This is a genomic window from Methyloligella halotolerans (assembly GCF_001708935.1).
GTDB lineage: Bacteria > Pseudomonadota > Alphaproteobacteria > Rhizobiales > Methyloligellaceae > Methyloligella > Methyloligella halotolerans.
This window is the reverse complement of the sequence record NZ_MASI01000007.1, coordinates 88181-113743: the sequence shown is the minus strand read 5'-3', so window position 1 is coordinate 113743 and position 25563 is coordinate 88181. Positions and strand designations below refer to the sequence as shown.

23 protein-coding genes are annotated in these 25563 nt (G+C 63.3%); 17 read left to right on the top strand and 6 right to left on the bottom strand.

Translation table 11 applies throughout. From position 1 onward, the window contains the following. Positions 1-47: 47 nt before the first annotated feature. The 3 genes from A7A08_RS12600 to guaB all read left to right on the top strand — a co-directional run bounded on the left by A7A08_RS12600 (position 48) and on the right by guaB (position 3904). Positions 48-779, top strand: coding sequence for an RlmE family RNA methyltransferase (locus tag A7A08_RS12600; protein WP_069095819.1), 732 nt, complete (start codon positions 48-50; stop codon positions 777-779). A 305-nt stretch (positions 780-1084) separates the two neighbouring features. Continuing rightward, positions 1085-2140 (top strand): methyltransferase domain-containing protein, encoded by a 1056-nt coding sequence (locus A7A08_RS12595; RefSeq protein ID WP_069095818.1) that lies wholly within the window; start codon positions 1085-1087, stop codon positions 2138-2140. Between the two features lie 270 nt (positions 2141-2410). Then, positions 2411-3904: an IMP dehydrogenase gene (guaB, locus tag A7A08_RS12590; RefSeq protein WP_069095817.1), complete on the top strand. Its 1494-nt coding sequence runs from the start codon at positions 2411-2413 to the stop codon at positions 3902-3904. Positions 3905-3922: 18 nt separating this feature from the next. Here guaB and A7A08_RS12585 read toward each other — a convergent pair whose 3' ends face one another. After that, entirely contained in the window at positions 3923-4915 is a 993-nt protein-coding gene (locus tag A7A08_RS12585; protein ID WP_169823007.1) for an AraC family transcriptional regulator, read from the bottom strand. 322 nt (positions 4916-5237) lie between these two features. On the opposite strand from A7A08_RS12585, the gene A7A08_RS12580 reads away from it, so the two are divergent. Beyond that, positions 5238-7010 (top strand): sulfatase-like hydrolase/transferase, encoded by a 1773-nt coding sequence (locus A7A08_RS12580; protein WP_083226749.1) that lies wholly within the window; start codon positions 5238-5240, stop codon positions 7008-7010. Positions 7011-7135: 125 nt separating this feature from the next. Here A7A08_RS12580 and A7A08_RS12575 read toward each other — a convergent pair whose 3' ends face one another. After that, entirely contained in the window at positions 7136-8056 is a 921-nt protein-coding gene (locus A7A08_RS12575) for a tetratricopeptide repeat protein (protein WP_069095814.1), read from the bottom strand. A 259-nt stretch (positions 8057-8315) separates the two neighbouring features. On the opposite strand from A7A08_RS12575, the gene A7A08_RS12570 reads away from it, so the two are divergent. The 5 genes from A7A08_RS12570 (at position 8316) to A7A08_RS12550 (ending at position 13829) form a co-directional block, all read left to right on the top strand. Beyond that, positions 8316-8744, top strand: coding sequence for an MAPEG family protein (locus tag A7A08_RS12570; protein ID WP_069095813.1), 429 nt, complete (start codon positions 8316-8318; stop codon positions 8742-8744). Next, positions 8745-10037 carry an RsmB/NOP family class I SAM-dependent RNA methyltransferase gene (locus A7A08_RS12565; protein ID WP_069095812.1) on the top strand — a complete coding sequence of 431 codons (1293 nt, stop codon included), beginning with the start codon at positions 8745-8747 and terminating at the stop codon, positions 10035-10037. It abuts the gene before it with no gap. A 293-nt stretch (positions 10038-10330) separates the two neighbouring features. Further along, positions 10331-11878 carry a glutamine-hydrolyzing GMP synthase gene (gene guaA, locus A7A08_RS12560; protein WP_069095811.1) on the top strand — a complete coding sequence of 516 codons (1548 nt, stop codon included), beginning with the start codon at positions 10331-10333 and terminating at the stop codon, positions 11876-11878. Continuing rightward, entirely contained in the window at positions 11875-12618 is a 744-nt protein-coding gene (locus tag A7A08_RS12555; protein ID WP_141693990.1) for a hypothetical protein, read from the top strand. The genes guaA and A7A08_RS12555 overlap by 4 nt, the downstream gene beginning before the upstream one ends. 29 nt (positions 12619-12647) lie before the next feature. Beyond that, the gene (locus tag A7A08_RS12550) at positions 12648-13829 is read left to right on the top strand and encodes a winged helix-turn-helix domain-containing protein (protein ID WP_069095863.1); all 1182 of its coding nucleotides are present in this window, start codon (positions 12648-12650) and stop codon (positions 13827-13829) included. 8 nt (positions 13830-13837) lie between these two features. Here the strand turns inward: A7A08_RS12550 and A7A08_RS12545 are convergent, their stop codons facing one another. After that, positions 13838-14455, bottom strand: a complete 618-nt coding sequence (locus tag A7A08_RS12545; protein WP_425349027.1) for a CGNR zinc finger domain-containing protein — start codon at positions 14453-14455, stop codon at positions 13838-13840. Between the two features lie 116 nt (positions 14456-14571). Here A7A08_RS12545 and A7A08_RS12540 point away from each other — a divergent pair, with 116 nt between their 5' ends. Then, entirely contained in the window at positions 14572-15411 is an 840-nt protein-coding gene (locus tag A7A08_RS12540) for an alpha/beta fold hydrolase (RefSeq protein WP_069095809.1), read from the top strand. Between the two features lie 133 nt (positions 15412-15544). Here the strand turns inward: A7A08_RS12540 and A7A08_RS12535 are convergent, their stop codons facing one another. Continuing rightward, a complete protein-coding gene (locus A7A08_RS12535; RefSeq protein ID WP_245290934.1) occupies positions 15545-16414 on the bottom strand; it encodes an NmrA family NAD(P)-binding protein in 870 nt (289 codons plus the stop codon). Positions 16415-16524: 110 nt separating this feature from the next. On the opposite strand from A7A08_RS12535, the gene A7A08_RS12530 reads away from it, so the two are divergent. After that, positions 16525-17436, top strand: a complete 912-nt coding sequence (locus A7A08_RS12530) for a LysR family transcriptional regulator (RefSeq protein WP_069095808.1) — start codon at positions 16525-16527, stop codon at positions 17434-17436. A 55-nt stretch (positions 17437-17491) separates the two neighbouring features. On the opposite strand, the gene A7A08_RS12525 is transcribed toward A7A08_RS12530, so the two are convergent. Continuing rightward, complete coding sequence (locus A7A08_RS12525) at positions 17492-17977, bottom strand: YaiI/YqxD family protein (RefSeq protein ID WP_069095807.1); 486 nt, start codon at positions 17975-17977, stop codon at positions 17492-17494. 358 nt (positions 17978-18335) lie between these two features. On the opposite strand from A7A08_RS12525, the gene A7A08_RS12520 reads away from it, so the two are divergent. Both A7A08_RS12520 and A7A08_RS12515 read left to right on the top strand, forming a co-directional pair. Continuing rightward, entirely contained in the window at positions 18336-19187 is an 852-nt protein-coding gene (locus A7A08_RS12520) for an AlbA family DNA-binding domain-containing protein (RefSeq protein ID WP_169823005.1), read from the top strand. A gap of 1217 nt (positions 19188-20404) precedes the next feature. After that, entirely contained in the window at positions 20405-21070 is a 666-nt protein-coding gene (locus A7A08_RS12515) for a nuclear transport factor 2 family protein (protein WP_083226748.1), read from the top strand. A 30-nt stretch (positions 21071-21100) separates the two neighbouring features. On the opposite strand, the gene A7A08_RS12510 is transcribed toward A7A08_RS12515, so the two are convergent. Next, positions 21101-21658 (bottom strand): TetR/AcrR family transcriptional regulator, encoded by a 558-nt coding sequence (locus A7A08_RS12510; protein ID WP_083226747.1) that lies wholly within the window; start codon positions 21656-21658, stop codon positions 21101-21103. A 163-nt stretch (positions 21659-21821) separates the two neighbouring features. On the opposite strand from A7A08_RS12510, the gene A7A08_RS12505 reads away from it, so the two are divergent. The 4 genes from A7A08_RS12505 (at position 21822) to A7A08_RS12490 (ending at position 25529) form a co-directional block, all read left to right on the top strand. Beyond that, entirely contained in the window at positions 21822-22856 is a 1035-nt protein-coding gene (locus tag A7A08_RS12505; protein WP_069095804.1) for an aldo/keto reductase, read from the top strand. Between the two features lie 108 nt (positions 22857-22964). Beyond that, positions 22965-23360 carry a (R)-mandelonitrile lyase gene (locus tag A7A08_RS12500; protein ID WP_069095803.1) on the top strand — a complete coding sequence of 132 codons (396 nt, stop codon included), beginning with the start codon at positions 22965-22967 and terminating at the stop codon, positions 23358-23360. A gap of 189 nt (positions 23361-23549) precedes the next feature. Further along, on the top strand, positions 23550-24455 hold the full coding sequence (locus A7A08_RS12495) for a hypothetical protein (RefSeq protein ID WP_069095860.1): 906 nt from the start codon (positions 23550-23552) through the stop codon (positions 24453-24455). Positions 24456-24560: 105 nt separating this feature from the next. Then, entirely contained in the window at positions 24561-25529 is a 969-nt protein-coding gene (locus tag A7A08_RS12490) for a murein L,D-transpeptidase catalytic domain family protein (RefSeq protein WP_245290927.1), read from the top strand. Positions 25530-25563 lie beyond the last annotated feature (34 nt).

Below are 25563 nucleotides of genomic sequence, written 5' to 3'. Positions count from 1 at the left end.
GTTAGGCCTGCGGGTCAAGCGGCGCCACTCTCAACCAGCGGATATCAATGGCGAAATCGAAGAATACCGGCGGGATTTCGGGCGGTGCGAGCCGCCGGCTGAAAGTGAAGGTTAAATCCGCAAAGGGGCGGAAGGTTGCCTCCACGCGCTGGCTGCAGCGGCAATTGAACGATCCCTACGTGGCCGAAGCGAAGCGCATGGGCTTCCGGTCGCGCGCTGCCTTCAAGCTGGCGGAGATCGACGACAAGCACGCGCTGCTCAAACCCGGTATGGCGGTGCTGGATCTGGGGGCGGCCCCAGGCGGCTGGAGCCAGGTGGCGTCGGCGCGCGTCCATGCGGTGGAGGGGGACGGCCGCGTGATCGCCGCCGACATCAACGAATTCGAGGAACTGCCGGGGGTCGAGATCCTGCAGCTCGATATGGAGGATCCGGCCGCCGACGATGCGATCCTGGGGACGCTCGGACACCGGCTCGTCGACGTGGTGCTGTCGGATATGGCGGCCCCCGCCACCGGTCATAAGCAAACGGACCATCTGCGCATCATCAATCTCGTCGAGGCGGCCTACGAGCTCACCAAGCGCGTTCTGGCGCCGGGCGGCACCTTCCTCGCCAAGGTCTTTCAGGGCGGAGCCGGGCAGGATCTGATGGCGGAGCTGAACCGGGACTTCGACAAGGTGCGCCATGTGAAGCCGCAGGCGAGCCGGTCCGACTCGCCGGAGACCTATGTGCTGGCGACGGGCTTCCGCGGGCGGGATGGTTCGCCGGAGGCCGAATCCTAACGGTTGGAGATTTTTGCGGCTGTCATCCCTGCGAAAGCGGAGATCCGGTACTCCAAGTATCTCGGTTCCGCTCGCCGCAGCCTGCTCCCTCTCCCCTCGGGGGAGAGGGCTGGGGTGAGGGGGGCTCACCTCTCGAGTCCTTCTCCCCCTCACCCGGATGCTCCGCATCCGACCTCTCCCCGCTGGGGAGAGGTGATGAGTTTGCCGCGCCCAGCCTTCTAATTCTCACGCAGATGTGTGGCCGCATGGCCGGTTCCGCTGATAGGCTCCGGCGAAAAGGCGTCGGACAGGAGGAGGCCGCTTCGATGAATCGCGAGCTGGTACAGGAGTATTACGGCGAGATCCTGCAATCCTCGGAAGATCTCAAGACCTCGGCCTGCTGCGACGGGGGCGGCGTGCCGGCCCATTACCGGCCGCTGCTCTGCAAGCTCCATCCGGAGGTGATCGCCAAATATTACGGCTGCGGCGTTGCGGTGCCGACAGCGCTCGACGGTGCATCGGTGCTCGATCTCGGATCCGGGTCGGGGCGCGACAGCTACCTGATCGCCCAGCTCGTGGGGCAGGCGGGGCGCGTCGTCGGCGTCGACATGACCGACGCGCAGCTTGCCACGGCCACCGAACATCTGGGCTGGCAGATGGAGAAGTTCGGCTACGGCGAACCCAATGTCCGGTTCCTGAAGGGTTATATCGAGACCCTGGGCGATCTCGACCTGGAGCCGCGGAGCTTCGACGTCATCGTCTCCAACTGCGTCATCAACCTCTCCATCGACAAGCCGGCCGTTCTGAAGGGCGCCTTCGATCTCCTGAAGGAGGGCGGCGAGCTCTATTTCGCCGATGTCTATTGCGACCGGCGCCTTCCTGACGCGGTTCGTAAGGATCCGCTGCTCTATGGGGAGTGCCTCGGTGGCGCGCTCTACTGGGGTGATTTCCTGGAGATGGCCAAGCGGGCGGGGTTCCTCGATCCGCGGCTGGTGGCCAGCCGTCCGCTGGAGGTCGAGGATGCGGCGATGCGTGAGAAGCTCGGGGCAGCGCGGTTCTATTCGGCGACCTACCGGCTTTTCAAGATTCCGCAGTTCGAGCCGTCTTGCGAGGATTACGGCCAGGCTGTGATCTATAACGGCGGCATCGCGGAAGAACCCGACGTCTTCGTGCTGGACGATCACCATGCGATCGCGCGCGGCAAGGTTTTCCCGGTCTGCGGCAATACCTGGCACATGCTGAAGGAGAGCCGCTTCGCGCCGTACTTCGAGTTTATCGGCGATTTCTCGAATCATTACGGGTTGTTCGAGGGCTGCGGCTCAGGGATTCCTTTCAGTTCCGGCGGAGTCAGCGCGGGCAGCGGCGGTACCGGCTGCTGCTAACGTCCATCGCCTGGGGGCATTGCCGGGCTTCTCGCAGCTGGCCACGAACGCCGACCTTCGTTGAATGAACGACCACAGGGGTGGATGCCCGTCCCCGGGCCGGGCATCCTTGCGAGCAAGCCGTCAGGGTTCGCCGCGTCAAATCGGCCGTTGACGCCGGCGCCGGCCACCTTCCCAAGGCCGAAACAAGCTGGTAAAGGAGGCTGCCAACTGGTCGGAGCGGACTGATCGCGCGCCGTCCCGCTCCCTTGCATTTTATGAGGTTGGCCTATGCCGTCGCGGCACTTCGCAGACACCCCGATCGCTCTTACCTTCGACGACGTCCTGATCCGTCCCGCCGCCTCTTCGGTGATGCCGGGACAGGTGAACACCGCGTCCAAGGTGACGAAGACGATCGATGTGCATATCCCCGTGCTGTCCTCGGCCATGGATACGGTCACCGAGGCGCGCCTGGCCATCGCCATGGCCCAGGCCGGCGGCATCGGCGTCGTGCATCGCAATCTTTCGCCGGAAGAGCAGGCCGACCAGGTCTCCCAGGTGAAGAAGTTCGAATCCGGCATGGTGGTCAATCCGGTGACCATCCATCCCGATGCCACGCTGGCGGACGCCTTCGCGCTGATGGCGGAGCATCAGATCTCCGGCATCCCCGTGGTGGAGCGCGGCGCGAACGGCACGCGGGACGGCAAGCTCGTTGGTATCGTTACCAACCGGGATGTGCGTTTCGCCACCAACGACGCCCAGCCCGTGCGCGAGCTGATGACCCACGAGAACCTGATCACGGTCAGCGAGACGGTGGATAAGGAGGAGGCCAAGCGCCTGCTCCATCAGCACCGCATCGAGAAGCTTCTGGTGGTGAACGACGACTACCAGTGCATCGGCCTGATCACCGTGAAAGATATCGAGAAGGCCCGGCTGCATCCGCTGGCCTGCAAGGACGACCAGGGCCGGCTTCGCGTGGCGGCCGCGACCAGCGTGGGCGAGGAAGGCTTCGAACGCAGCGAGCGTCTCGTGGCGGCGGGTTGCGATCTCATCGTGGTCGATACCGCCCACGGCCATTCATCCCGCGTGCTGGAATCGATCGAGCGTATCAAGCGCCAGTCCAACGCGGTGCAGGTGATGGCCGGCAATGTGGCGACGGCCGACGGTACCAGGGCGCTGATCGATGCCGGCGCCGATGGGGTGAAGGTCGGTATCGGGCCCGGCTCGATCTGCACGACGCGCATCGTCGCCGGTGTGGGCGTGCCCCAGCTTTCGGCCATTCTGGAATGCGCCGATGTTGCGAAGGCGCAAGGCGTTCCCGTAATCGCCGATGGCGGCATCAAATATTCCGGGGATTTGGCGAAGGCGATCGCGGCCGGCGCCGACTGCGCCATGATCGGTTCGCTGCTGGCCGGCACCGACGAGAGCCCGGGCGAGGTGTTCCTCTATCAGGGACGCTCATACAAGGCCTATCGCGGCATGGGTTCGCTGGGTGCCATGGCCCGCGGTTCGGCGGACCGGTATTTCCAGCAGGATATCAAGGATACGCTGAAGCTCGTTCCGGAAGGGATCGAAGGTCAGGTGCCCTATAAGGGACCGGCCGGAAGCGTGCTGCACCAGCTGATCGGCGGGTTGCGGGCGTCCATGGGGTATGTGGGCGCGCCGGATATCAAGACCTATCACGACAAGGTGGAGTTCCTGCAGATCACCAACGCATCCTTGCGGGAAAGCCACGCTCACGACGTGACCATCACGCGGGAATCGCCGAACTATCCGCGGGACTGAGCGGCGGGCTAGGGCGCTCTAGAGCGCGCCACCCTCGGCGCGCAGCATCCGGAATTGATTGGGCGAGCAGCCTGTCCAGCGCCTGAAGGCGCGGGAGAAGTTGGCGTGCTCTTCGTAGCCCAGCCGGTAGGCGATCTCAGAAACCGATAGGTTCGTTTCCCGCAAAAGCGTGGTGGCATTCGAGCGTCGTGTGGCGTCCAAGATCTCGCGATAGAAATACCCCTTCTGCCGAAGGCGCCGTTGCAGTCCCTGGACGCTCAGACCGGCGAGACGGGCGGCGCCATCGATATCGCTCTGCCCGTCCAGAAGACGCATCGCCACGATCGCGGAGAACGAGCGCGCGGGCTCGGCAGATTCATTCATCGCCACGTCGGCTAGAACGCTTCGCAGAGCTTCCCTCGTCCCGATCGCGGCACCTTCGGGCCGCCGCTGCCTCAAATTGGCAGGCGTGAAAGGAATGCCGATGCAGGGACGAGCGAACCGCATCGGAACCTGAAGGCGTTCCTCGATCAGATTTGCGGCATCGTCGCGCGAATAGTTCACCTCAATCCAATCGGGGCGCCAGTGGGGACCGAGATAAACCCGCGCCAAGCCGAGCATGGGAAAGATGAGGTGGTCGGAGTACTGGATGGCATCGCCGCCGACCAACGGAGTCACCAGGCGCCATACCCAATGGACTCCCTCTTTCTTCAGCGTGAACTGCATCCCGGTGGCTTGGGCGGGGGTGGTCACACCGAGACGGCGCAATGACTTGGCCAGAGTCTCAGCCGCGGCGCCGTAGTCGGCCCAACTGCCGAAAGAGCGGTATCCCATACATTCGCCGACATCGAGGCCGAACGTTCGGCATCCGACCTGCCGCGCTCCGTGCGCGAAAAGCCGCGAAGTGGCGGCGGCAGGGATCGGCATATCCAGGTTGTCTCTGACCGCCAGGGGTATTTCTGCGAACTGGAAAGCCCTGACGAGCGCTTTCCCTCCCTCTCGCTCTTCGAGCAAATCCGGCAGCGAGCCCATACCCCGTGCCCGCGCCAAAGGAACCGATCCGAAATTTCTCATCCGAAGTGCCAGGAGTGACGTGAAATGAAAAGGTTGTAACCAAGAAGCTCGACTAGCTTTGAACCTGGAAATCTCTGTCTGCGCAACGTCTCAATGGCGTTCGAAGATAAAGAATTCCGTACACGTCCTATCTGTCCGCCCCGACGGAGGCCGCGAGGCGACAGCCACCAGGCTCCCGCCCGATAAAAAGGAGGAGAATACTCAAGGAATGAATACCCAGTCCCATCCAACCTCTCAGTCAGCGGAAAGGGTAGGCCGATCGCTCTCCAGGCGGTGGTCCATGCAGCTCGCTCTGGCGCTATCACTCAGCGTCACGCTGCCCTTCGCTGCCAGCGCTCAGGACGCGGAGCTCGATTCCACGGCCAAATCCGGAAACCCTCGCGGTTCGACGACTGGTCCGACCTCGGCGCCAGGCTACGATATTCCCGGCCACTTCATGCATCTGCAGGGTGTGAGCCCGGCCCCCAATATGTACCCGGTGATCGCGCACCCCGATCAGGAGAAGGCCGCGCGGGAAAAGCTCGCCGAGCTCGAGAAAAAGACCGGCAAGAAGCCCAATGTTCTGATCTTCCTGCTCGACGATGTCGGCTGGATGGACCCGGGGTTTAACGGCGGCGGTGTCGCGGTCGGCAACGCCACGCCGAACATGGATGAGCTGGCAAATGCGGGCCTGCTGCTAACCTCGGCCTATTCGACGCCCTCCTGCTCCCCGAGCCGGGCGACGATCCATACGGGTCAGAATCCGCTGCATCACGGCATCCTGCGTCCGCCGATGTATGGCGAAGCGGGTGGCCTCGACGGTGCCATCACCTTGCCGAAACTGCTCAAGGAAGAGGGGTACGTAACCCAGGGTGTCGGCAAGTGGCATATGGGCGAGAACAAGGGCTCGCTGCCGCAGAATGTCGGCTATGACGACTATCTCGGCTTCCTCGGTGTGTCGGACATGTACACCGAATGGCGCGACGTCTATTTCAATCCCGAGGTCGCTCTGGAGCCTGCGCGCTTCAAGATGATGCAGGAGGACGCCTTCAACCACTACGAGGTTCACTGCACGCCGGACGACACCGAGAAGTGCGAGAACGGTCAGCTGATCGATCTCGACTACATCAAGGATCTCGATACCCATTGGCGGGACGTCAGCCTCAACTTCCTCGATAAGATGAAGGGAAGCGACAAGCCGTTTTTCCTGTATCACGCGACCCGCGGCTGTCATTTCGACAACTATCCGAACGACGAGTATGCGGGTAAGTCCGCGGCTCATACGGTCTATAGCGACTGCATGGTCCAGATGGACGATACGCTCGGTGCTCTCGTGAAGAAGCTCGACGAGATCGGCGAGCTTGAGAACACCCTCATCCTGCTGACCTCCGACAACGGTCCGGAATGCGAGATTCCGCCCCATGGACGCACGCCGTTCCGTGGCTGCAAGGGAACCAGCTGGGAAGGTGGCGTGCGCGTCCCGACCTTCGCCTACTGGAAAGGCATGATCTCTCCGCGCCGTTCGGACGGTTTGTTCGACTTCGCCGACATCCTGCCGACCCTCATGTCGATGAACGGCGTTGCGGGCGGGGATCTGGCCACCAAGTTCTCGGATAAGACCTATATCGACGGCGTCGATCAGCTGTCGTTCCTGGTTGCCGACGATGGCCTATCGCGCCGGCGCAGCCGTCCCTACACGATCAACCAGTATTTCAGCGCGATTCGCGTCGACGAGTTCAAATACGTCTGGACTGGCGAGATCGAGGATGGGGTCGTTCAGAAGGGGAACTGGGGTGGCTTCAGCGGCACCATGTTCACCGATAGCGGCGGCTCGATCATGTTCAACCTCTATACCAACCCCCAAGAGGACGTGAATATCGGCGTCCGCCATCTGCCCATGGAGGTCCCGCTGATCGCTGCGTCGGGCGAGTATATGTCGGTACTGATGAAATATCCGCCGCAGTTTAAGATCGGCTTCGCGGGCAACAACCCGCCGGCTTACGATCTGGCACCCCAGGCGCGTGAGGCGATGGAGAAAATTCTCGACGAACGCGGTCTCGGCCGAAATCAGTAATCGTCGGCTGCCGAGCCGCAACAAGCCTGCTTCGCAGGTGCGCGGCTCTGCCTAGGAGCTTGACGCTCAATGAAGCGCCCTCTCCCTTCAAGACAGGGGGAGGGCGTCTTTCGTTGAAAGGACGGCTATTGGACGCCGAGCTCGCGGATCTTGTCGAAGATGCCGGGCTCGAGCTTCCGGGCCATGCTGAGATCGGCGCTGCCATCGGTGGGCTTGCCCTGGCGGCTCTTTACGACACCGATACCGGCGATGGCGAAGGCGTTGTTGTCCTGGATGGAGAGCGCCTTCTCGAAATCGTCCTTCGCCTCGTCGAGCTTGTCCTCCAGGACGTAGACCCAGCCGCGATCGATATAGCTTTCGGCGTTCGCCGGCTCGAGCTCGACCACCTTGGTGAAATCGGCCTCCGCCTTGTCGAAGTTCTTCATGCTCCGGTGGAGGGTGCCGCGGTTCTTGTAGCCGGGGACATATTTCTCGTTCTTGTCGAGGCCCGCGGTGTATTCGTCCAGGGCGTCGTCCTGCTTGTCCTGCAGCTCATAGATCTTGCCGCGCAGAATATGGGGTGCGGCGGAATCGGGCTGGAGCTCCATGGTCTTTTCGAGATCGGCCAGGGCGTCGTCGTAGCGCTTCTTCACGCCATAGGCGCGCGCCCGGCTGAGATAGAGGACGGCCCGCTGGTCATCGATGGCGATTGCGTCGTCCAGCTCCTTGATAGCCCCGTCCACATCGCCGATGGCCGAGAGCGCATAGGCGCGATTGCCATGGGCGATGATGACGTGTTCCTCGTCGGTGCCTTCGTCCGCCTCGATATAGACCTTGCAGGCGCGCAGGACCTCTTCGATCGAGCCTTCGCCGTTGAAGCAGGGATTGGTCTGGTCGACATTCTTCGTCTGCATGGCGTCGGTTCCGCCAGCGCTCTCCGGCTTCGCATCGTCGGCGGCGTGGAGGGCGGTGGCAGGGGCGGCAAGCAGCAGCGTCAGGCTTGCGCCAAGCATAAGACGGCGCGCGGAAGGGGCGCCCGTAAAGGGATTACGGCGATAGGCGAACATGAAGCGGAGTCTCCTTGGATCCTCGTCTCTTTCTATTTTGTTCCAGCTTTAGAGGGCGCAGCGCTTCTGCGTCAACTTACCGGGGCGTAATCTGAAGACTTCGCGCGATGACCGCTTCCGATCTCTTCCGGCGTGGTTAAATCGCGGCTCTGAGCTCGCAGTCCTCAACATTGCCTGCCTTTAGGGGCTATAAGCAGCCAAAGCGATGCGCGCGCGGCGGGGCACGCCGGCGCGCGGACCGAGACCCGAGGGAGGACCGATGTCCATTCAATCCATTCTCCTGCCGATGTTCGTGCAGGTGCTGCTGACCTTCATCCTTCTGTTCTGGATGATCGGCTTGCGGCTCCAGGCGCTCCGCCGCGGCCAGGTCCGCGCGGAGGCGATCGCGTTGCGGGAATCGAAATGGCCGCCCCGGGTCATCCAGATCGGCAACGCCTTCCACAACCAGCTTGAAGTGCCGGTGCTGTTCTACGTGGTGATGCTGCTGGCCTTGACGACCCAGACCCTCGACCTGTTCGTCCTGGTGCTCGCCTGGATGTTCGTAATCTCGCGCATCGTGCACGCCGTGATCCACGTGACCAGCAACAGCCTGCAGCATCGCACGCCGGTGTTCCTGATCGGCGCCATCGCCGTGCTGCTGATCTGGATCATCGTGATCGGGCGCCTCATCGTCTTCACGAGCCTTTAGATGCAGGTTCCGGGACGGGTGAGCGCCGCCATCGAGGTGCTGGCGGATATGGAGACGCGCAAGCGTCCGGCCGCTGAGGCGTTGAAGGATTGGGGTTCAACCCATCGCTTTGCCGGGTCGGGGGACAGGGCCGCGATCGGCAACCTCGTCTTCGATGCGCTGCGGGTTCGGGCATCTTCCGCGTATCTCATGGGAGAAGAGACTCCGCGAGCCTTGGCGCTTCGGGCGCTGGTCGACCTCTGGGGCATGACGCCGGACGAGGTTGCGGGGCTTTGCGACGGCAGCCGGTTCGCGCCTGAGCCTCTGAGCGCAGCGGAAACCGCGGGGCTGAAGAACGCTCTGCCGGCGGATGCACCGGATCCGATCAAGGGAAACTACCCGGATTGGCTGGCCGCCGATTTCACGCGCGCCTTCGGGGAGATGGCCGCGGAAGAGGGGGCTGCGCTCGCCAGTAGGGCTCCTGTGGATCTCAGGGTGAATACCTTGAAGGCCGACAGGGAGAAGGTGCTGAAGGCACTCGCCCGGCACGCGCCGGACGCCACGCCGTTCTCGCCCAACGGTATCCGTGTCGCCGCCGGCACCGGCCCCTCCCGCAGCCCCCATGTGGAAGCGGAGGCCGGTCACGGCAAAGGCTGGTTCGAGGTGCAGGACGAAGGCTCGCAGATCGCGAGCCTGATCGCAGGCGCAACGCCGAAAGCGCAAGTCATCGATCTTTGCGCAGGCGCGGGCGGCAAGACACTCGCCTTGGCGGCGGCCATGGGAAACACCGGTCAGCTCTACGCCTACGATTCCGACAGGATGCGGCTTAGGCCGATCTTCGAGCGCCTGAAGCGGGCGGGTGCGCGCAACGTTCAGGTTCTGGATGGGGGCGACCCGGCGGTCTTGGCGCCGCTCGAGGGCAAGATGGATCTCGTTCTGATCGACGCGCCCTGCACGGGGTCGGGCACTTGGCGGCGCCGGCCCGATGCGAAGTGGCGGCTATCGGAAGCCAATCTGGAGACGCGGTTGGAGGAGCAGCAGGCGGTGCTGGAGGAAGGCGTCCCCTTGGTGAAGCCCGGCGGGCTGCTTTGCTATGTCACCTGCTCGGTGCTGCCGCGCGAGAATGAGGATCAGGTGGCTGCCTTCCTGGAGAGCCAACCCGATTTCGTCCCCGAGCCGTGGCGTCCGGCCTGGGACGCGGCGATGCCGGTCGTTCCGCCTGAATCTGCTGCGCACGACAATCACCTCGTCATGACGCCCCGGACCTTCGGGACGGATGGGTTCTTCGTGGCGCTGCTGCGGCGGGGGGCCTAGCTCCGGAACGATACCCCGATTCCGGCGTCATCCCCGGCCTTGTGCCGGGGATCCATAACCTCTGTGGTTGTTCTTTCAACGAGCGTCGGCGTTCATGGATTGCCGGGACAAGCCCGGCAATGACTCGGAGAAAGAGTAGGCGCGTCGCGATTACGACCTGGCGCTATGCGCCCGACCTTACCCTGCTAGGGGGAGGTGCTTGCCCCACTTCCACCTCAGGATGACGTGGATCAAAGGTCGCGATCGGCTGCTTGGCATTGCCGTTGGTTCAGCTTTCGGCTAACCACCGTTCAATGACAGAACGGGTGTTGATCGTCGATTTCGGGAGCCAGGTGACCCAGCTGATCGCGCGGCGCGTGCGCGAGGCGGGCGTCTATTCCGAAATCGTGCCCTTCGACAAGGCGGAAGCCGATCTGAAGGAAAAATCCGCCGCCGCCATCATATTGTCCGGCGGGCCGGCGAGCGTGGCCGAAAGCGACACGCCCCGGGCGCCGCAAGCCGTGTTCGAGGCCGGGCTTCCGGTGCTCGGCATCTGCTATGGCGAGCAGGCCATGGTGGCGCAGCTGGGCGGCACGGTGGAGCCACATAATTCCAAGGAGTTCGGCCGGGCGGATCTGGAAGTGGTCGAATCCACGCCGCTGTTCGACGGGGTCTGGCCGAAGGGCGAGACCCATCCCGTCTGGATGAGCCACGGCGACCGGGTGACGAAGCTTCCCGACGGCTTCAAAACCATCGCCGTCTCTCACGGCGCTCCCTTTGCCGCGATCGCCAACGAAGAGCGCAAGATGTACGGCGTGCAGTTCCATCCGGAGGTGGTTCATACGCCGCGGGGCGCCGAGATCATCGGCAATTTCGTCCGCAATATCGCCGGTCTCGAAGGCGATTGGACCATGGCCCATTTCAAGGACGTGGAGATTGCCAAGATCCGCGACCAGGTGGGCGGCGGCAAGGTGATCTGCGGGCTCTCCGGCGGGGTCGATTCCTCCGTCGCGGCGATCCTGATCCACGAGGCGATCGGCGATCAGCTCGCCTGCATCTTCGTCGATCATGGGCTTCTGCGCCAAGATGAGCGGGCGCAGGTCGAGAACCTGTTCCGCGAGACCTACAATATTCCGCTGGTGGTCGTGGATGCGTCCGAACGCTTCCTCGCAGCGTTGAAGGATATCGACGATCCGGAGCAGAAGCGGAAGATCATCGGCAAGCTCTTCATCGACGTGTTCGACGAGGAGGCGAAAAAGCTCGGCGAGGTCGACTTCCTCGCGCAAGGGACGCTTTACCCGGACGTGATCGAGAGCGTCTCGTTCTCCGGCGGTCCCTCGGTCACCATCAAGTCCCACCACAATGTGGGCGGACTTCCTGAGCGCATGCGCATGAAGCTGGTGGAGCCGTTGCGCGAGCTGTTCAAGGACGAGGTGCGGGCACTCGGCCGCGAGCTCGGCCTGCCGGACGCCTTCGTCGACCGCCACCCCTTCCCGGGGCCGGGGCTCGCCATCCGCATTCCGGGTGCTGTCTCCGAGGACAAGCTCGCCATCCTGCGCCAGGCCGACGCCATCTATCTGGATGAGATTCGCGCCGCGGGGCTCTACGACACGATCTGGCAGGCCTTCGCCGTGCTGCTGCCGGTACGCACCGTCGGCGTGATGGGGGATGCGCGGACCTACGACTATGTCTGCGCGCTCCGCGCCGTCACCTCCACGGACGGCATGACGGCGGATTACTACGACTTCTCCCACGACTTCTTGGGCCGTGCCGCCCGGCGCATCATCAACGAGGTGCGGGGCATCAACAGGGTGGTCTACGACATCACGTCTAAGCCGCCCGGAACCATCGAGTGGGAGTGATCCTCACATGGCGGGCCGCTGCGGCCGCCGTGATTTGGATGGCCCTGGCCACGCCGGTGCCCGCACAGGAATTGACGCTGCCGGCGGTTGATTATCCGACGCTGCCGAGCAAGGTCGTGGACGTTGAGCAATTCGTTCCCGACGGGTGGCGGCTAGAGGCGCAAGCCTCGGGCGACCTCAACAAGGACGTCATCGAGGACCGCGTGCTGGTTCTCCATGAGTCGGACCAGGCGAATGTGATCGAGCACGACCAGCTCGGAGAGAGCCCCCTCGACACCAATCCCCGCATGCTTGCCGTGGCCTTCGGCGGTATGGACGGCGGCTATAAGCTCGCGGCGGCCGACCACGCGCTTATTCCGAGATGGATCAATCCGGTGATGGAGGATCCCTTCGATGCCGAAGAAGGCATCGCCATCGACCGGGGTGCATTTCAGGTGACGCTAAACCGCTTCTTCAGCGCCGGTAGCTGGGAGATGGGAGACTCGAGCTTCACCTTCCGTTGGGAGGACGGCGGCTTCAAACTGATCGGCTACGACTGGATGAGCGTCCGGCGGAATACGGGTGAGCTGGAGACCACCAGCAGCGATTATCTGACGGGGCGGGTGAAGCTGACCCACGGGCGGATCGACAGCGACGAAGAGGCTGTCGAGTGGGAACGCCTGAAGCCCGCGCCGCTGCTCCGGCTGGACCAGGTCGGCGACGGTCTCAACTTCGACCGCTCGCGCGCCGAGCGGCGATAGACTCATTAGATGGCAGTCGAGGTCCGGAGCTGAAGACCGAACTCTCAGGCACCGAAGCACGGCGCATCGCGCTCACGGCGCAGGGCTTCAACGCCCTGCAGCGCGACGAGACGGTGGGCGCGGCGGGCGTGCGCAAAATGACCCGCAAGCTCGGCCTGCTGCAGATCGACAGCGTGAACGTTCTGGTGCGCGCTCACTATCTGCCGGTCTTCTCGCGCTCGGGGGCTTACGACCGGACGCTGCTCGATGGGGAGGCCGAGGCCAGGCCGAAACGCTTCTTCGAGTATTGGGGGCACGAAGCCTCACTGCTGCCCATCGACTTGCAGCCTCTCTTGCGCTGGCGCATGGCGCGTGCACGGGAGGGCAAGGGTGTGTGGCGGCCGCTCGAGGCATTCGCGCATGACCGGCGGGGCGAAGCCGAGGCGCTGCTGGCGCTGATCGAGAAGGAGGGGGCGCTGGCTGCGTCCGATCTGGGAGGGCCGCGCGCCTCGCAAGGCATGTGGCGCTGGAGCGCCGGCAAACATGCGCTGGAGTGGCTGTTCTGGGCGGGGTTGGTTTCCGCCACCCATCGACGGCCAAGCTTCGAGAGGGTCTACGATATCCCTGAGCGGGTTCTGCCGCGCGCGATCCTTGAGACGCCGACGCCATCTCCGCTCGATGCCCAGCGAGAACTGCTGGCGCGATCGGCCGCAGCGCTCGGTGTCGCGACGGCGCAGGATCTTCGCGACTACTACCGCATCCCCGCCGCGCACGCCCAGGTTCCGATCGATCAATTGGTGGAGGAGGGCACGCTGGTCCCGGTGCGGGTCGGCGGCTGGCGGCAAACCGCCTATCTGCACATGGACGCACGCGCCGGCCGCAAGCTGGAGGGCGCGGCGCTGCTCTCGCCGTTCGATCCGCTCATCTGGCACCGGCCGCGCACCGAGCGGCTGTTCGGTTTCCGCTACCGGCTGGAGATCTACACACCCGCCCATAAGCGCGAGCACGGCTATTACGTGCTGCCCTTCCTGATGGACGGAGCCCTAGTGGCACGCGTCGATCTGAAGGCCGACCGCAAGGAGAATGCGCTGGTCGTGCTGCGGGCGCATCTGGAGGAGGGCGCACCGGCGGAGACGGGCGAGAGGCTGATGGCCGAGCTTCGCCTGATGGCCGATTGGCTCGGCCTCGCGACGCTGACCATCGCGCCGGCAGCCGCTATCGAGGGGCGCTGAAGCAGCGCCTATTCCGCCTTCTTGCGCCTCCTGTGAGCGGCGACCTTCGCGCGATTGCCGCAAACGCTCATGCTGCACCAGCGCCGGGCGCGGGCCCTTGTGTGGTCGGCGAAGAGCAGGATGCAGTCATGCCCTTCGCAGGCCTTCACGTGGGCGAAGTCCTCGTGGGTGACCGTCCGCGCCATGGCTTCGGCGATGGGAAAGAGCAAGCTGTCGGTCGAGCGCCATCGCCTTCGAGTGACGAATGCCAGGCCGGTCTCCCCGTCTCCATCCTCGTTGCGTACAACCTGGCCGTAGGTCTCGTCCCGCGCCAGCAAGTCATTCAGCGGCGCCAGCGCCTTCAGGCTCTTCTCGGTCAGGGGGCGGCCCATATGGCTCTCCACGAAGCCCCGAAACCAATCGCGCAGCTCCCGCGCCTTCCCGGCGACGCGATCCAGCTCGACCGGCTTCACCCGATCGACGATCTCATCGAGGGCATCCGCCGGAACCAGCTCCGCTTCGCGCAGCCAGTGCACCAAGCCCTCCCCGTCCGCGAGCCAGTCGACGGGCTCGCCATGGGGCGTTGCCAGGGAGTTCAGAAAATCCAGACCGCGATCGTCGGCGATCAGCATGGGGGCATCAGGCACGGGCAAGAATCGCTCCTTCGAATGTGTAACCTCTAAAATCATATTTGACAGGTTTCATCCAATCAAGCATAACCGTCTACTAGCATTTTAGATGGTTACAGATTGGGAGAAGGACAATGACCGACATTTGCTATCGCAGCACCGACGTGGACGGCTTGAAGATCTTCTATCGGGAGGCGGAAACGCCCGGCGCGCCCAAATTGCTGCTTCTTCACGGCTTTCCGAGCTCTAGCCACATGTTCCGGGATCTCATCCCGCTGCTTGCCGACAAATTCCACATCGTCGCGCCGGATCTGCCGGGCTTCGGCCAGTCCGACGACCCGAAGGCGAACACGTTCGAATCTCTCGCCGAGACCACGGCGCGCTTCACCGAAGAGGTCGGGTTCGACCGCTTCGCCGTCTATATGTTCGATTATGGTGCCCCAACGGGCTTCCGCCTGGCGCTGAAGCACCCGGAGCGTGTCACCGCGATCGTCACCCAGAACGGCAACGCCTATGAGGAGGGGCTGGGCGACGGCTGGGCGCCGATCCGCGCCTATTGGGAGAACCCGACGGAAGCGAACCGCGACGGGATCCGCCCCGTGCTGACCCTGGAGACCACCTATTGGCAATACACCCACGGGGTGGCCGACCCGAGCACCGTCTCGCCGGACGGCTATACGCTGGACTGGCACTATCTCGGCCGGCCGGGCGCGACCGACATCCAGCTCGATCTGTTCGGCGACTACAAAAACAACGTGGCGATGTATCCCGACTTCCAGGAGTATTTCCGCACCCATAAGCCGAAATTGCTGGCCGTCTGGGGCAAGCACGACCCGTTCTTCCTGCCGCCGGGAGCGGAGGCCTATAAGCGCGATATCCCGGAGGCGAGGGTGGTGCTCTACGACACGGGCCACTTCGCGCTGGAGACCCACGCGCAGGAGATCGCCGATGAGATCCGCGACTTTCTGGGGTAGACGGCTCTAGGCTTCGGGCGGGTCCGTCTCGTGGCCCGCCCGCCTGAGCCTGACGGTCGCCGCTTGGCGTGCCAGGCCGGACCCCGGCGCGACGCCTGATGGGATTGGGCTGCTCCGGCACCGCTTGGCATGTTCAGCCCTTGGCGACCAACTCGCTAAGCACCGCTTCGAAAGTGACTTCGCCGGTGCGCCGCTCGGCACCCTCCCGCTCGAAGTCGATCCAGCCTTGATTGAAGCCATCGAGCATCCGCATACGACCTTCGGGATATTGCATGCCCTGGCTCCGGAACTGCGCTTCCCACGTGTCGCGGGGCACGACGACCGCTTCGACCGGGTGTCCGAGCGCGGCGGCAAAGCCCGCCGCCTCGTCGTTGGGGCTGTATTTACGTGGACCGGCCAGTTCGATCGTCCGCGCCCCTGTCCAGCTCTCCTGCAGCAGCTCGGCCGCGACGCGGCCGATGTCCTTGACGCTCACCCTGTCTATGGCGTGATCGAGCGGCTGGAGGTGGCTGTTAAAGCGCCCCTCACGCGCCGCTGCGACGTCCCAGGCTGCATTCTCCATGAACCAGGCGGCGCGCAGGAAGGCGACAGGAATGCCGGTTTCCTCGAGGGCGGTCTCGTATATCCCAGCCCAATTGAGCAGGTTGAACTGGCTCGCCTGCGCCCCGACCGTGGAGAGCAACACTGCGCGACCTGGCTTGACCTTTGAGATGGCGCGGCTCGTGGCCTCGGCACGGCGCCGGGTGTCCGTGAAAGCTGCGTCGGAGTCGTAATTGGGCGGGTTCATCAGGAACACGCCGTCAACCGCGTCGAAGGCCCGTTCCAGCGTCGGCAGGTCTTCGGCATCGGGCACGACTGCAATCTCGCAGCCGCGCGCCTTCCACACAGCGCCCTTGTCCTCGCTCCGTACGACAGCACGAACTTCCTGGCCGGCGGCGAGCAAGGTCTTGGCGGCGATCGCGCCCACCTTTCCGGTTATTCCCATGATTGCGAACATCATCATCTCCACGCGGACCGCGCCGCCGATTGATGCTCACAAGATATCGGCTCCGCCATCTTTGCATTAGAGTGTGGAGAGGCAAATGAGACTTGAATAAATGCTAGGAATGGGAAATGGCCTTCGATAGCCGATTGCTTGCGGGGGTGAGCGTTCTGGCCAGCGTCGTCGAGAGCGGCAGCTTCACTCGCGCCGGCGAAATCCTGGGTCTTACGCCATCGGGGGTGAGCCGCTCGGTGTCACGGCTCGAAGAGCGCATCGGTGTGCGGCTCCTCGATCGAAGCACGCGATCTTTGAGGCTTACGACCGAGGGAGCGCGGCTTTATGAGCTGGCCGTGCCCCATCTGTCCGGGGTCGAAGAGGCAGCGAGTCTGGCCGCGGGCGCCGTGGGGCAGATCCAAGGCTTGCTCCGGGCAAGCGTAAATCCGATCTTTGCCCGCAACGTGCTCGCGCCGCGTCTGCCCGACCTTGCGGCCCGCTATCCGGATCTTCAGCTTATCCTTGTGCAGCAACCCGACGCCGGCGATCTGGTCGCCGAGGGGGTGGATGTGGCGATCCGGTTCGGGCCGCAGCCCGACTCCACCCTGTCGTCGCGCCTGCTGCTGGAGACGCGGGTGCTGACCGTCGCCTCTCCAACATATCTGGCGGCGATGGGCCGACCACGCAGGCCGATGGACCTTCTGGACCACGAATGCATCCAGTTTTTGGACCCCCAGCGCGGCAGACCCTTCGAATGGGAATTTCAGCGTCCGGACGAGACGGTGAGGGTGAAAGCGAGTGGTCGGTTCACCTTCACGGACCCGGAGACGATGGAGGAAGCATGTCTGGCCGGGTTGGGGATCGCCCAGGTCCTTGCCTTTGCGGTTGGAGGTCATCTGGCCGCGGGGACGTTGGTCGAGCTTTTCCCGGATTGGCCCGAGGAGACTTTCCCTCTTTACGCCGTTCGACCGTCCCGGCGGTTGCCACCCGCCAAGGTCGACGCATTCCTTGCGTTCTGCGAGGAGATAGCGGCTCCTGGCAACCCGTAGAGGGCACCAGTGCCAGCGGGGCTCAGGCGGGTGCGGTTCAGCGCGATCATCCGCTTCAGGCTTCGGGCGTGTCCGTCGGGTGGCCGGCCCGCTTGAGGCGGACGATGCACGCGTCCAGCGCCTGAAGGAAGGCCGAGCGGTCGGCCTTGGAGAAGGGGCGGGGGCCGCCGGTTATGGCGCCCGCCGAGCGCAAATCTGTCATCAGATCCCGGGTCGCCAGCGCCATGCCCATCGATCCGGAATCGAACGGCTTGCCGTTCGGGGCAATGGCCTCGGCCCCGGCCGTCACCGCACGGTGGGCCAGGGGAACGTCGTTGGTCACCGCGATCACCCCCGGGCGCGCCCGCTCGGCGATCCAATCGTCTGCCACGTCCAGCCCCTGATCGACGATCACCCGCTCGATGGACGGGTGCTTCGGCAGCATCATGAAGGCATTCGAGACGACGACCGTCCTGATCCCGTATCTGAGCGCGACCTTGAACACCTCGTCCTTTACGGGACAGGCATCGGCATCGACGAGGATCAGGATGGGCTCCGGCATGCGTGGGGAGATAGCAGGTCGGCGGCGTGGGGGCTATGTGGTCTTGGACGCTAGCCGAGCGATACTGCGAGAGCCGTGCAAGTTGTGCTGAGCCTGGTGGAAACCGAAAACCCGCCGACGCGCCTGTTCCTCGGCGAGGATGCGTCCGGGCCGGGACCCGCCGCTAGATTTTCTGATTGTTTCAGTTTTTTCTGCAATTTACGGTTGGTAGCTAAGCTGTGTTAGCAGGCTCCGCGTGGATTCCAGATGCGGATCATTAAATAAAGACAGCGGAGCTACCTCCGGCCCGCCAAGGAACACTAGAAGTATGTCATTTACTCGGAAGCACCCTGGACTGACACAGCTTACGAAACGCTTGTTGGCAAATGGTGAGAGTTCGGTTGTTGACTATAAGAAGATCTCAAAGGGTCTTAAGCCGGACGATTTTGTTTCGTTCGCAAACACGTCAGACGGCGGGCATGTTCTCGTCGGAGTGATTGAGAAGAAGCACAAAAATGGCTCTCAGTACGGTGAGATCTGTGGTCATTTATTAGATGACCAAATTGCACTCGGCATTGTTAGTAAGGCAATGAGTTGCATTCCGCCGGTAGCAATTAAACTTTATGCTGAAAACACTGCGGCCGATCCCCTGATCAGAGTCCACATTCTCCCTGGAGAGAACAGACCCTATTCGACTCCGAAGGGGGAATATCTAATACGCGATGGAAGTGGGAATCGAGCTCTTCACCCCGCTGAGCTTTTGCAGATATTCCTGGATGTCGAGACCCGGGCGTTCACGTTGAGATTTGAACAGCTAGCGGGGAAGATAACCGGCTCGATAAATCACCTTGAGCTTCTACTCGAGAAGAGGATCAGAGACATTGCCGAACGTCTGGGGTGGGCGGATTCTAAAGTCGAAGATACGGATGACACAGTTCAGACTGTGTTGGGTGAAGTCGAAGACTTAGGGGAAGAGGTTGACCGGCTCTCTGAGCGGGTCCGAGCCATGTTTCGCCAAGACGGTCGCGAGGATCCGGTTCGTGAGGGCGAGAAGCGTCGACTCTTAGGCTATCTAGTAAGGCAGCTGAAGGAACACCCAGAGCTGGCTAAGAAGTTTGAGGCAGGCGCCTCAGTGGATATCAGACAGTTTGGTAGAGCGGCGCAGGAGTTGAATGAATCCGATATACGGGACACGATCAAAGATGCGTTGCATCGTATAGAAAGATCCTAGGGTTGCGGTCTCAGCATGAGCGAACTTGCTCTGAGAAAGGTCTGGAACCAGAAGAATATTCCCGTGGTGCTCCGTAGGACAGGGAAGGGCGAACGTTTGCGGGCGCGTCTTCCTTATTCGGAGTCCAACCGGCAGTGGCTTCGCAATGGTCGACGAACAGATCCTGTCTGGATAGCAACCGAAAAGTATTGGGAGCTGCCGAAGGCTTGGCTGAATGATTTCGTTGATCGTGCATTAGCGAGGTACGGGAGGGTATATATTATTCAGCCGTATCGCGAGCAGGAGAAATGTGCGCCCGCCTGCATGAATGCAAAGGGACACGAATGTGAGTGTTCCTGTATGGGGCTCTACCACGGCGCCGGAAATGACGGAAGTTGGTTCGAAGTCTCGGAGACTTTCGCAACGCGGTGGGGAGGTCTTGAGCTTGCTTGCCGGCTACTTACCCGTACGGGGGGACGATCCGGTGGAGAGATTGTTGCCCGGAGTGGGATGCGCGGGGGTAGGCTAGTCTCCTGCAATTGATCATGGCGCATCATGCACAAAACTCTACGTGCTGTATTTGAAAACTCCTTTTCCCATTTTCTGAAACGCGAAACCGCCAATATCCTGAACGGAACCTCAGAACGTAATCTCTGCGCTTGTTGGGCGCCGTTGATTGAAGAAGCGACTATTGAGGCAGGGTTCAAAGGATATCGTTGCGACGCGGAATACAATCGCATGCAGGCTGGGCGCCTTAAGGTCATTCTCGTAGACGGCGTAGGAAAGATTTCAATCGTATGTGATCTGATCCTCCATAGCGTGGCGGCATTCCGGAATGCGATAACCTGATTGCGATCGAGATGAAGCGATCCACTCGACCGGAACATGAAAAGGAGAGCGATCGCTTGCGGCTAAGAACGCTAACGCGTTCGTCGTTCGACGGGATTTGGTCCGCTGATGGCCGCGCGAATCCAGAATACGTCTGTGGATATGCGCTTGGTTACTATCTGGAACTCAGTGTTAAGCGGCAGTTGTTCCTCATTGAGGAATATGTCGAGGGTGATCTGATTAATCAGTGGGAAGTGAACTTCTGAGCAGTTGCGAACGGTTTCCTCTCCCCACAATTCTGGCTCTAGACCAGCCGAAAAGAAAATGCTGTCAAGCTGCTCCGAATCCCGGTTCCCAGCGCCGGCCTATCTGAATAAGCATTTCCCGCCCATTCCAGGACCACTCCATTCATGACCCACCAAATTCCCGCCGCCCTAGCGGCTCTGTTTTTGGTTTTTGCCATTCCCGCTTTCACCGCGCCCGCGCTCGTGCTCGCCAAACAGGCCGCCTCCGAGCAAGCCGAACTCCCCAAAGGCGCCAGCCTCGCGCCGGACGTGAAGCCGCTCACCTCCTATGCGCCGGAGGAGAATCCGGGGGCTGTGGATTTCGATCCGGAAGATCGGCTGGCGATCGAGAACCTGCTCTATGCCTATTCCTTCGCCTACGACAATTACGAGGCTGAGGCCTGGTTGAGCCTCTTCACCGACGATGCGGTGTTCGTCGCCGGCACGCCGGGGGAGCCGTCGGTCTCGTTCTCAGGGGAGGGGTTTCGCAGCTTCTGGACGGAGCGGATGAAGGCCTTCGCCAAGTCGGGCAACCGGCGCCGGCATCTGATGTCGAACATCCTATTCCTCGATCAGACGGAGACCACCGCCCATATCAGCGTGGTCGGGCTCCTGACCAACGCGAAGGTCGATAAGCCAGTCAGCGCGGCCCAGCTTCTCCACAATGGGAAGAACGGCGAGAAATTCAGCGTCGTCACCAGCCTCAATTACGAGGGCTGGCTGGTGAAGGGGGCTGAGGGCTGGAAGATCCAGCGCTGGCACGACCTGCCGGACGCGCCCGTGCCGCAATAGGGCTTCAGCCTCTCAAGCAGCGCGCACATGTTATCGCGCAGCCTTCGCTCCATACCGCAAGCCATCGAAAAGCAGGGCCATCATGCGGCGGGCCTCCTCGGGCTTGCCGTCGCTTGCCGGGCTCGCCAGACGCAGGGCGGCCAACAGGAGCTCGTTCGCATCGGTCTTGGGGCGGATCTCTCCGGCGGCTGCGGCCTCATCGAGCAGACCTTCGAGGGCAGGGGTGAGCTGGCCCAAGACATAGTCCGGCAGGCTCTGGTAGGCCGGGTCGCCGGAGTGAAGGGCCGGACCCAGGCCGCGCTTGGTGGCCACCAGATCCACGAGACCTTCCAGCCATAGAGCGAGGGCTTCGCCGGGCGGATGGCCGGCGGCAAGCGCCGCGGCGCGCTCGGTGCGTGCGTCCACCTCCCGGCGGATGATCGCCTTGATCAGGTCGGAGCGCTGGGGGAAGTGCCTGTAGATCGTGCCCACGCCGACGCCCGCCGCCGCCGCAATGGTGCGCATCGGCGCGTCCACGCCCTGTTCGGCGAAAACCGTGATCGCGGCCTTGAGCACGGCGTCGAGATTGCGCCGGGCGTCGGCCCGCATCGGCCTGCTCTCATCCTCGTGCGCTTCCGGTCGTGCGGCGTCCCGTCCCACGTCTGCGTCATCCTCTTGCTAAGCGGAACATCGTTCCGTATAAGCGGATCATCGTTCCGTTTAGGTGTAGCTCAGTCGTTCCGGCTGCACCAGCCCCCATAAGGAGATCGACATGCATTACCGTCCGCTCGGCCGAACCGGCATCAAAGTCAGCCCGTGGTGTTTGGGCGCCATGATGTTCGGGGAGATGGCCAATCCCGATCACGACGAAGGCGTCCGGATGATCCACAAGACGCTCGATCACGGCATCAACTTCATCGACACGGCAGACAGGTACAGCCATGGCGAGTCCGAGGTCATCGTCGGCAAGGCCCTGAAGGGCAGGCGGGAGAATGTCGTGCTCGCCACCAAGTTCTACGGCCCGATGGGCGACGATCCGAACCAACAGGGGGCTTCGCGCCGCTGGATCGCCCAGGCGGTGGAGGACTCGTTGCGCCGCCTGCAGACCGATTACATCGACCTCTACCAGCTCCATCGTCCGACTCCGGATACGGATATCGAGGAGACGCTATCGGCGCTGACCGATCTGATGCGGGAGGGCAAGGTGCGCGCGATCGGGTCTTCCACATTTCCCGCGTCCGATATCGTCGAGGCCCAATGGGCCTCAGAGCGGCGCGGGCTTGCGCGGTTCCGCACAGAGCAGCCGCCTTATTCGATCCTCAACCGGTCCATCGAGCGCGACGTGCTTCCCGCCTGCCAGCATTACGGCATGGGGGTGATGGCGTGGAGCCCGCTGGCGAAGGGAATGCTCACAGGCAAGTACCGCAAAGGGGCGGAGCAGCCCGATACGCTCCGTGCGAGATACTTCCCAAAGGCTATGTCCGACGCGGCGAGCCTCGACATGGTGGAGCAGCTCATTCCATTGGCGGAAAGCGCGGGCATGTCGCTGATGCATATGGCGCTCGCCTTCGTGGTGGCGCATCCGGCGCTGTCGTCCGCAATCATCGGCCCGCGCACGATGGAGCAGCTGGATGGCCTGCTCGCCGGGACCGAGGTGGCTCTGGATGACGAGATCCTCGACCGGATCGATGAGATCGTGCCGCCGGGCGTCGACGTGGCGCCGCTGGAGGCGGCCACTTACGTGCCGCCGTCGATCGCGGAAACTTCGATGCGCCGCCGGCCGATGGCGGAACGCGCCGCCGCCTGAGACCTTTCCGGGAGGGGCCGGCATAGCCGGCTCCTTTGCGCAGGCGCTTCACGACCCCATCTTCCCGGCAGCGGTTTTGTTTAAGTGTGAAGAGAGGACGTGTTGCCCATGAAGATCACCCGTGTCGACGAACGAGCCTCCGCGCCGGGGCCGGAGGACTATTTCACCGGTACGGTGCGGATCGATCCACTGTTCAAGGCGGAGGAGCCCGGCCGGGTGGCCGGCGCGTCGGTCACGTTCGAGCCCGGCGCGCGCACGGCGTGGCATACCCATCCGCTGGGGCAGACCCTGATCGTCACCCAAGGCGTCGGCCGGGTGCAGCGCGAGGGCGGACCGGTGGAGGAGATCCGGCCCGGCGACGTGGTCTGGTTTCCCGCCGGCGAAAAGCATTGGCACGGCGCCGCTCCCGATATCGCCATGACCCATATCGCGGTCCAGGAGGCGAAGGACGGGGAGGTGGTCACGTGGCTGGAGAAGGTCTCCGACGCGGCGTATGGCGGCTGAGGGGTCCTTGCGTCGAAGCCTGCGGGGCTTGACCTCCAAGCCTCGCCGGACTTGAAGTCGCCATGTCGTCGTCGCATCGTCGCGGCCTGACGATGGCTTCCGTCCGCGAGGGATGATTCGGTGCCCAGATTATCGCTTCGTCCGGCCCTGATCGGCTTGGCCGGTCTGGCCTTCGCCGCCGCGCTCCTGATGGGCATCGGCAGCGGAACGGCGCGCGCCCAGACCGCGGCGCTGCCCGCCTGGCTGCAAGCCCATGTCGGCACGGCGGACGGGCAGATCGCGCCGGTGGTGCTGCAGCGGGCGCGGGCGCTCTATTACCAGAAGCTTCAGGCCGGGAAGATTCGAAACGCCTGCTACTTCGCCATGGATGCGACGCGGCCTAACGGCGTCGGCCAGCAGGGGCGGTTCTACATCATCTGCGAAGGCTCCCAGGTGTTCCGGGTGATGTCTTCCGGCCACGGCAACGGCATCAACCTTCAGACGGTGGCGGATTTCGCCAACGGACCGGAATGCTCGGAGCATTTCTCCAATGCGGAAGGGTCGTATCTCACTATGGGCGGACCTTACGTGACGGCCGAGCTGAAGACCTCCCTCAAGGGCTATTACAGGGCGGATGGCAAGACCCAGCCTCTGGTGCGGACCTTCATCCAGTTCGAAGGGGAGGGGGAGACGGCGAACGCGCGGGAACGCCAGATCGGCGGGCATCCTTCGGTGGTGATCCGCGCGCAATGCCGGATGAAGCTGCCCGACCCGCAATATGCCCAGTTCGCCGACGAGCAGGGCTACGTGCCGTTCGGCGAGTTCATCAACTACACGGGCAAGCGGAGCAACGGCTGCACCAATTGGTCCTGGGCCGATGCCAACGAGATCACCCGGCTGGTGCAGAACAATCCGACCAGCCTCTACATCTATCCGGAATCGCAAGACATCGTCGCCGTGGGGCGGGGCGTGCGCGGAGCCTATTGGAACGCGACATGCCTGCGGGCCATAGGCCGGCCGAAATTCTGGCCGCGGGCGTCGCTGGAGCCGGCCATCGCCCAATACAAGAAGAAGTATCCGGCGCCGCCGCCGAAGCCGCTGCCGATCTGCCGGTAGGGCGGGGCCGATCGATGCGCAAGATGTGCCGCCCAGCAGCGAAGATGCCGTTTGGCGTTCCGGGCGAGGGAGCCGATAATCCGCACCATGCAGAGAGCTGATTCCTTGCTTGTCAGATTGGCGCTTGCAACCGTCTTCCTCGCCGGCTTGTCCGCCGCTGCGATCGGGCTCTTGCCGCCTGGCGGGGTACCGGCGGCTCATGCCCAGCAGCTCAATGCGCCGCCCTGGCTGATGCGCCATGTGGGGACGGGCGCGGGCCAGATCGCGCCGGTGGTGCTCTACCGGGCGCGCTCCCTCTACTTCCAGCAGCTCCAGGGCGGCAAGATCCGAAACGGATGCTATTTCGCCATGGATGCGACACGGCCCTCCGGCGTCGGGAAGAATGGGCGCTTCTACATCATTTGCGAGCGGAACCAGGTCTTCAAGGTCATGTCCTCGGGCCATGGCAACGGGCGGAATCTCGGCCGGCTCGGCAATTTCGCCAACGGGCGGGAGTGCGCGAAGAACTTCTCCAACGCGCAGGATTCAAAACTGACCGCGGGCGGCCCCTATCTCACTGCGGAGCTGAAGGATTCCTTCAAGGGCTACTACAAGGCGAACGGCAAGACCCAGCCTCTGGTGCGGACCTTCATTCAGTTCGAGGGCATGGGGGAAGCGGCGAACGCGCGGCCGCGGGAGATCGGCGGGCATGCCTCGGTCACGCTGCACTGGCAGTGCCGGATGAAGGTGCCGGGCAACCAGTATGCCGATAAGGAGGGGTTCGTGCCCTATGGCTCGTTCGTGAATTACACCGGTGGGCGGAGCAACGGCTGCACCAGCTGGTCCTGGGAGGATGCCCAGGACATCAAGGAGCTGGTCCGCAACAACCCGACCACTCTCTACATCTACCCGGAGTCCCGGGATATCGCCGCGGTGGCGGGCGGCACGAACGGCGCCTATTGGAATGCGGCCTGCCTCCGGTCGATCGGCAAGCCGAAGTTCTGGCCGAAGGAGCAGCTCGAGCCCGTCATCCAGCGCTGGAAGGCGTCGCTGCCCAAGGGGCCGCCGCCGAAACCTCTCCCCATCTGCCGCTAGACACGGCCCTCCATCAGGTCAAAGGAGCGATGCC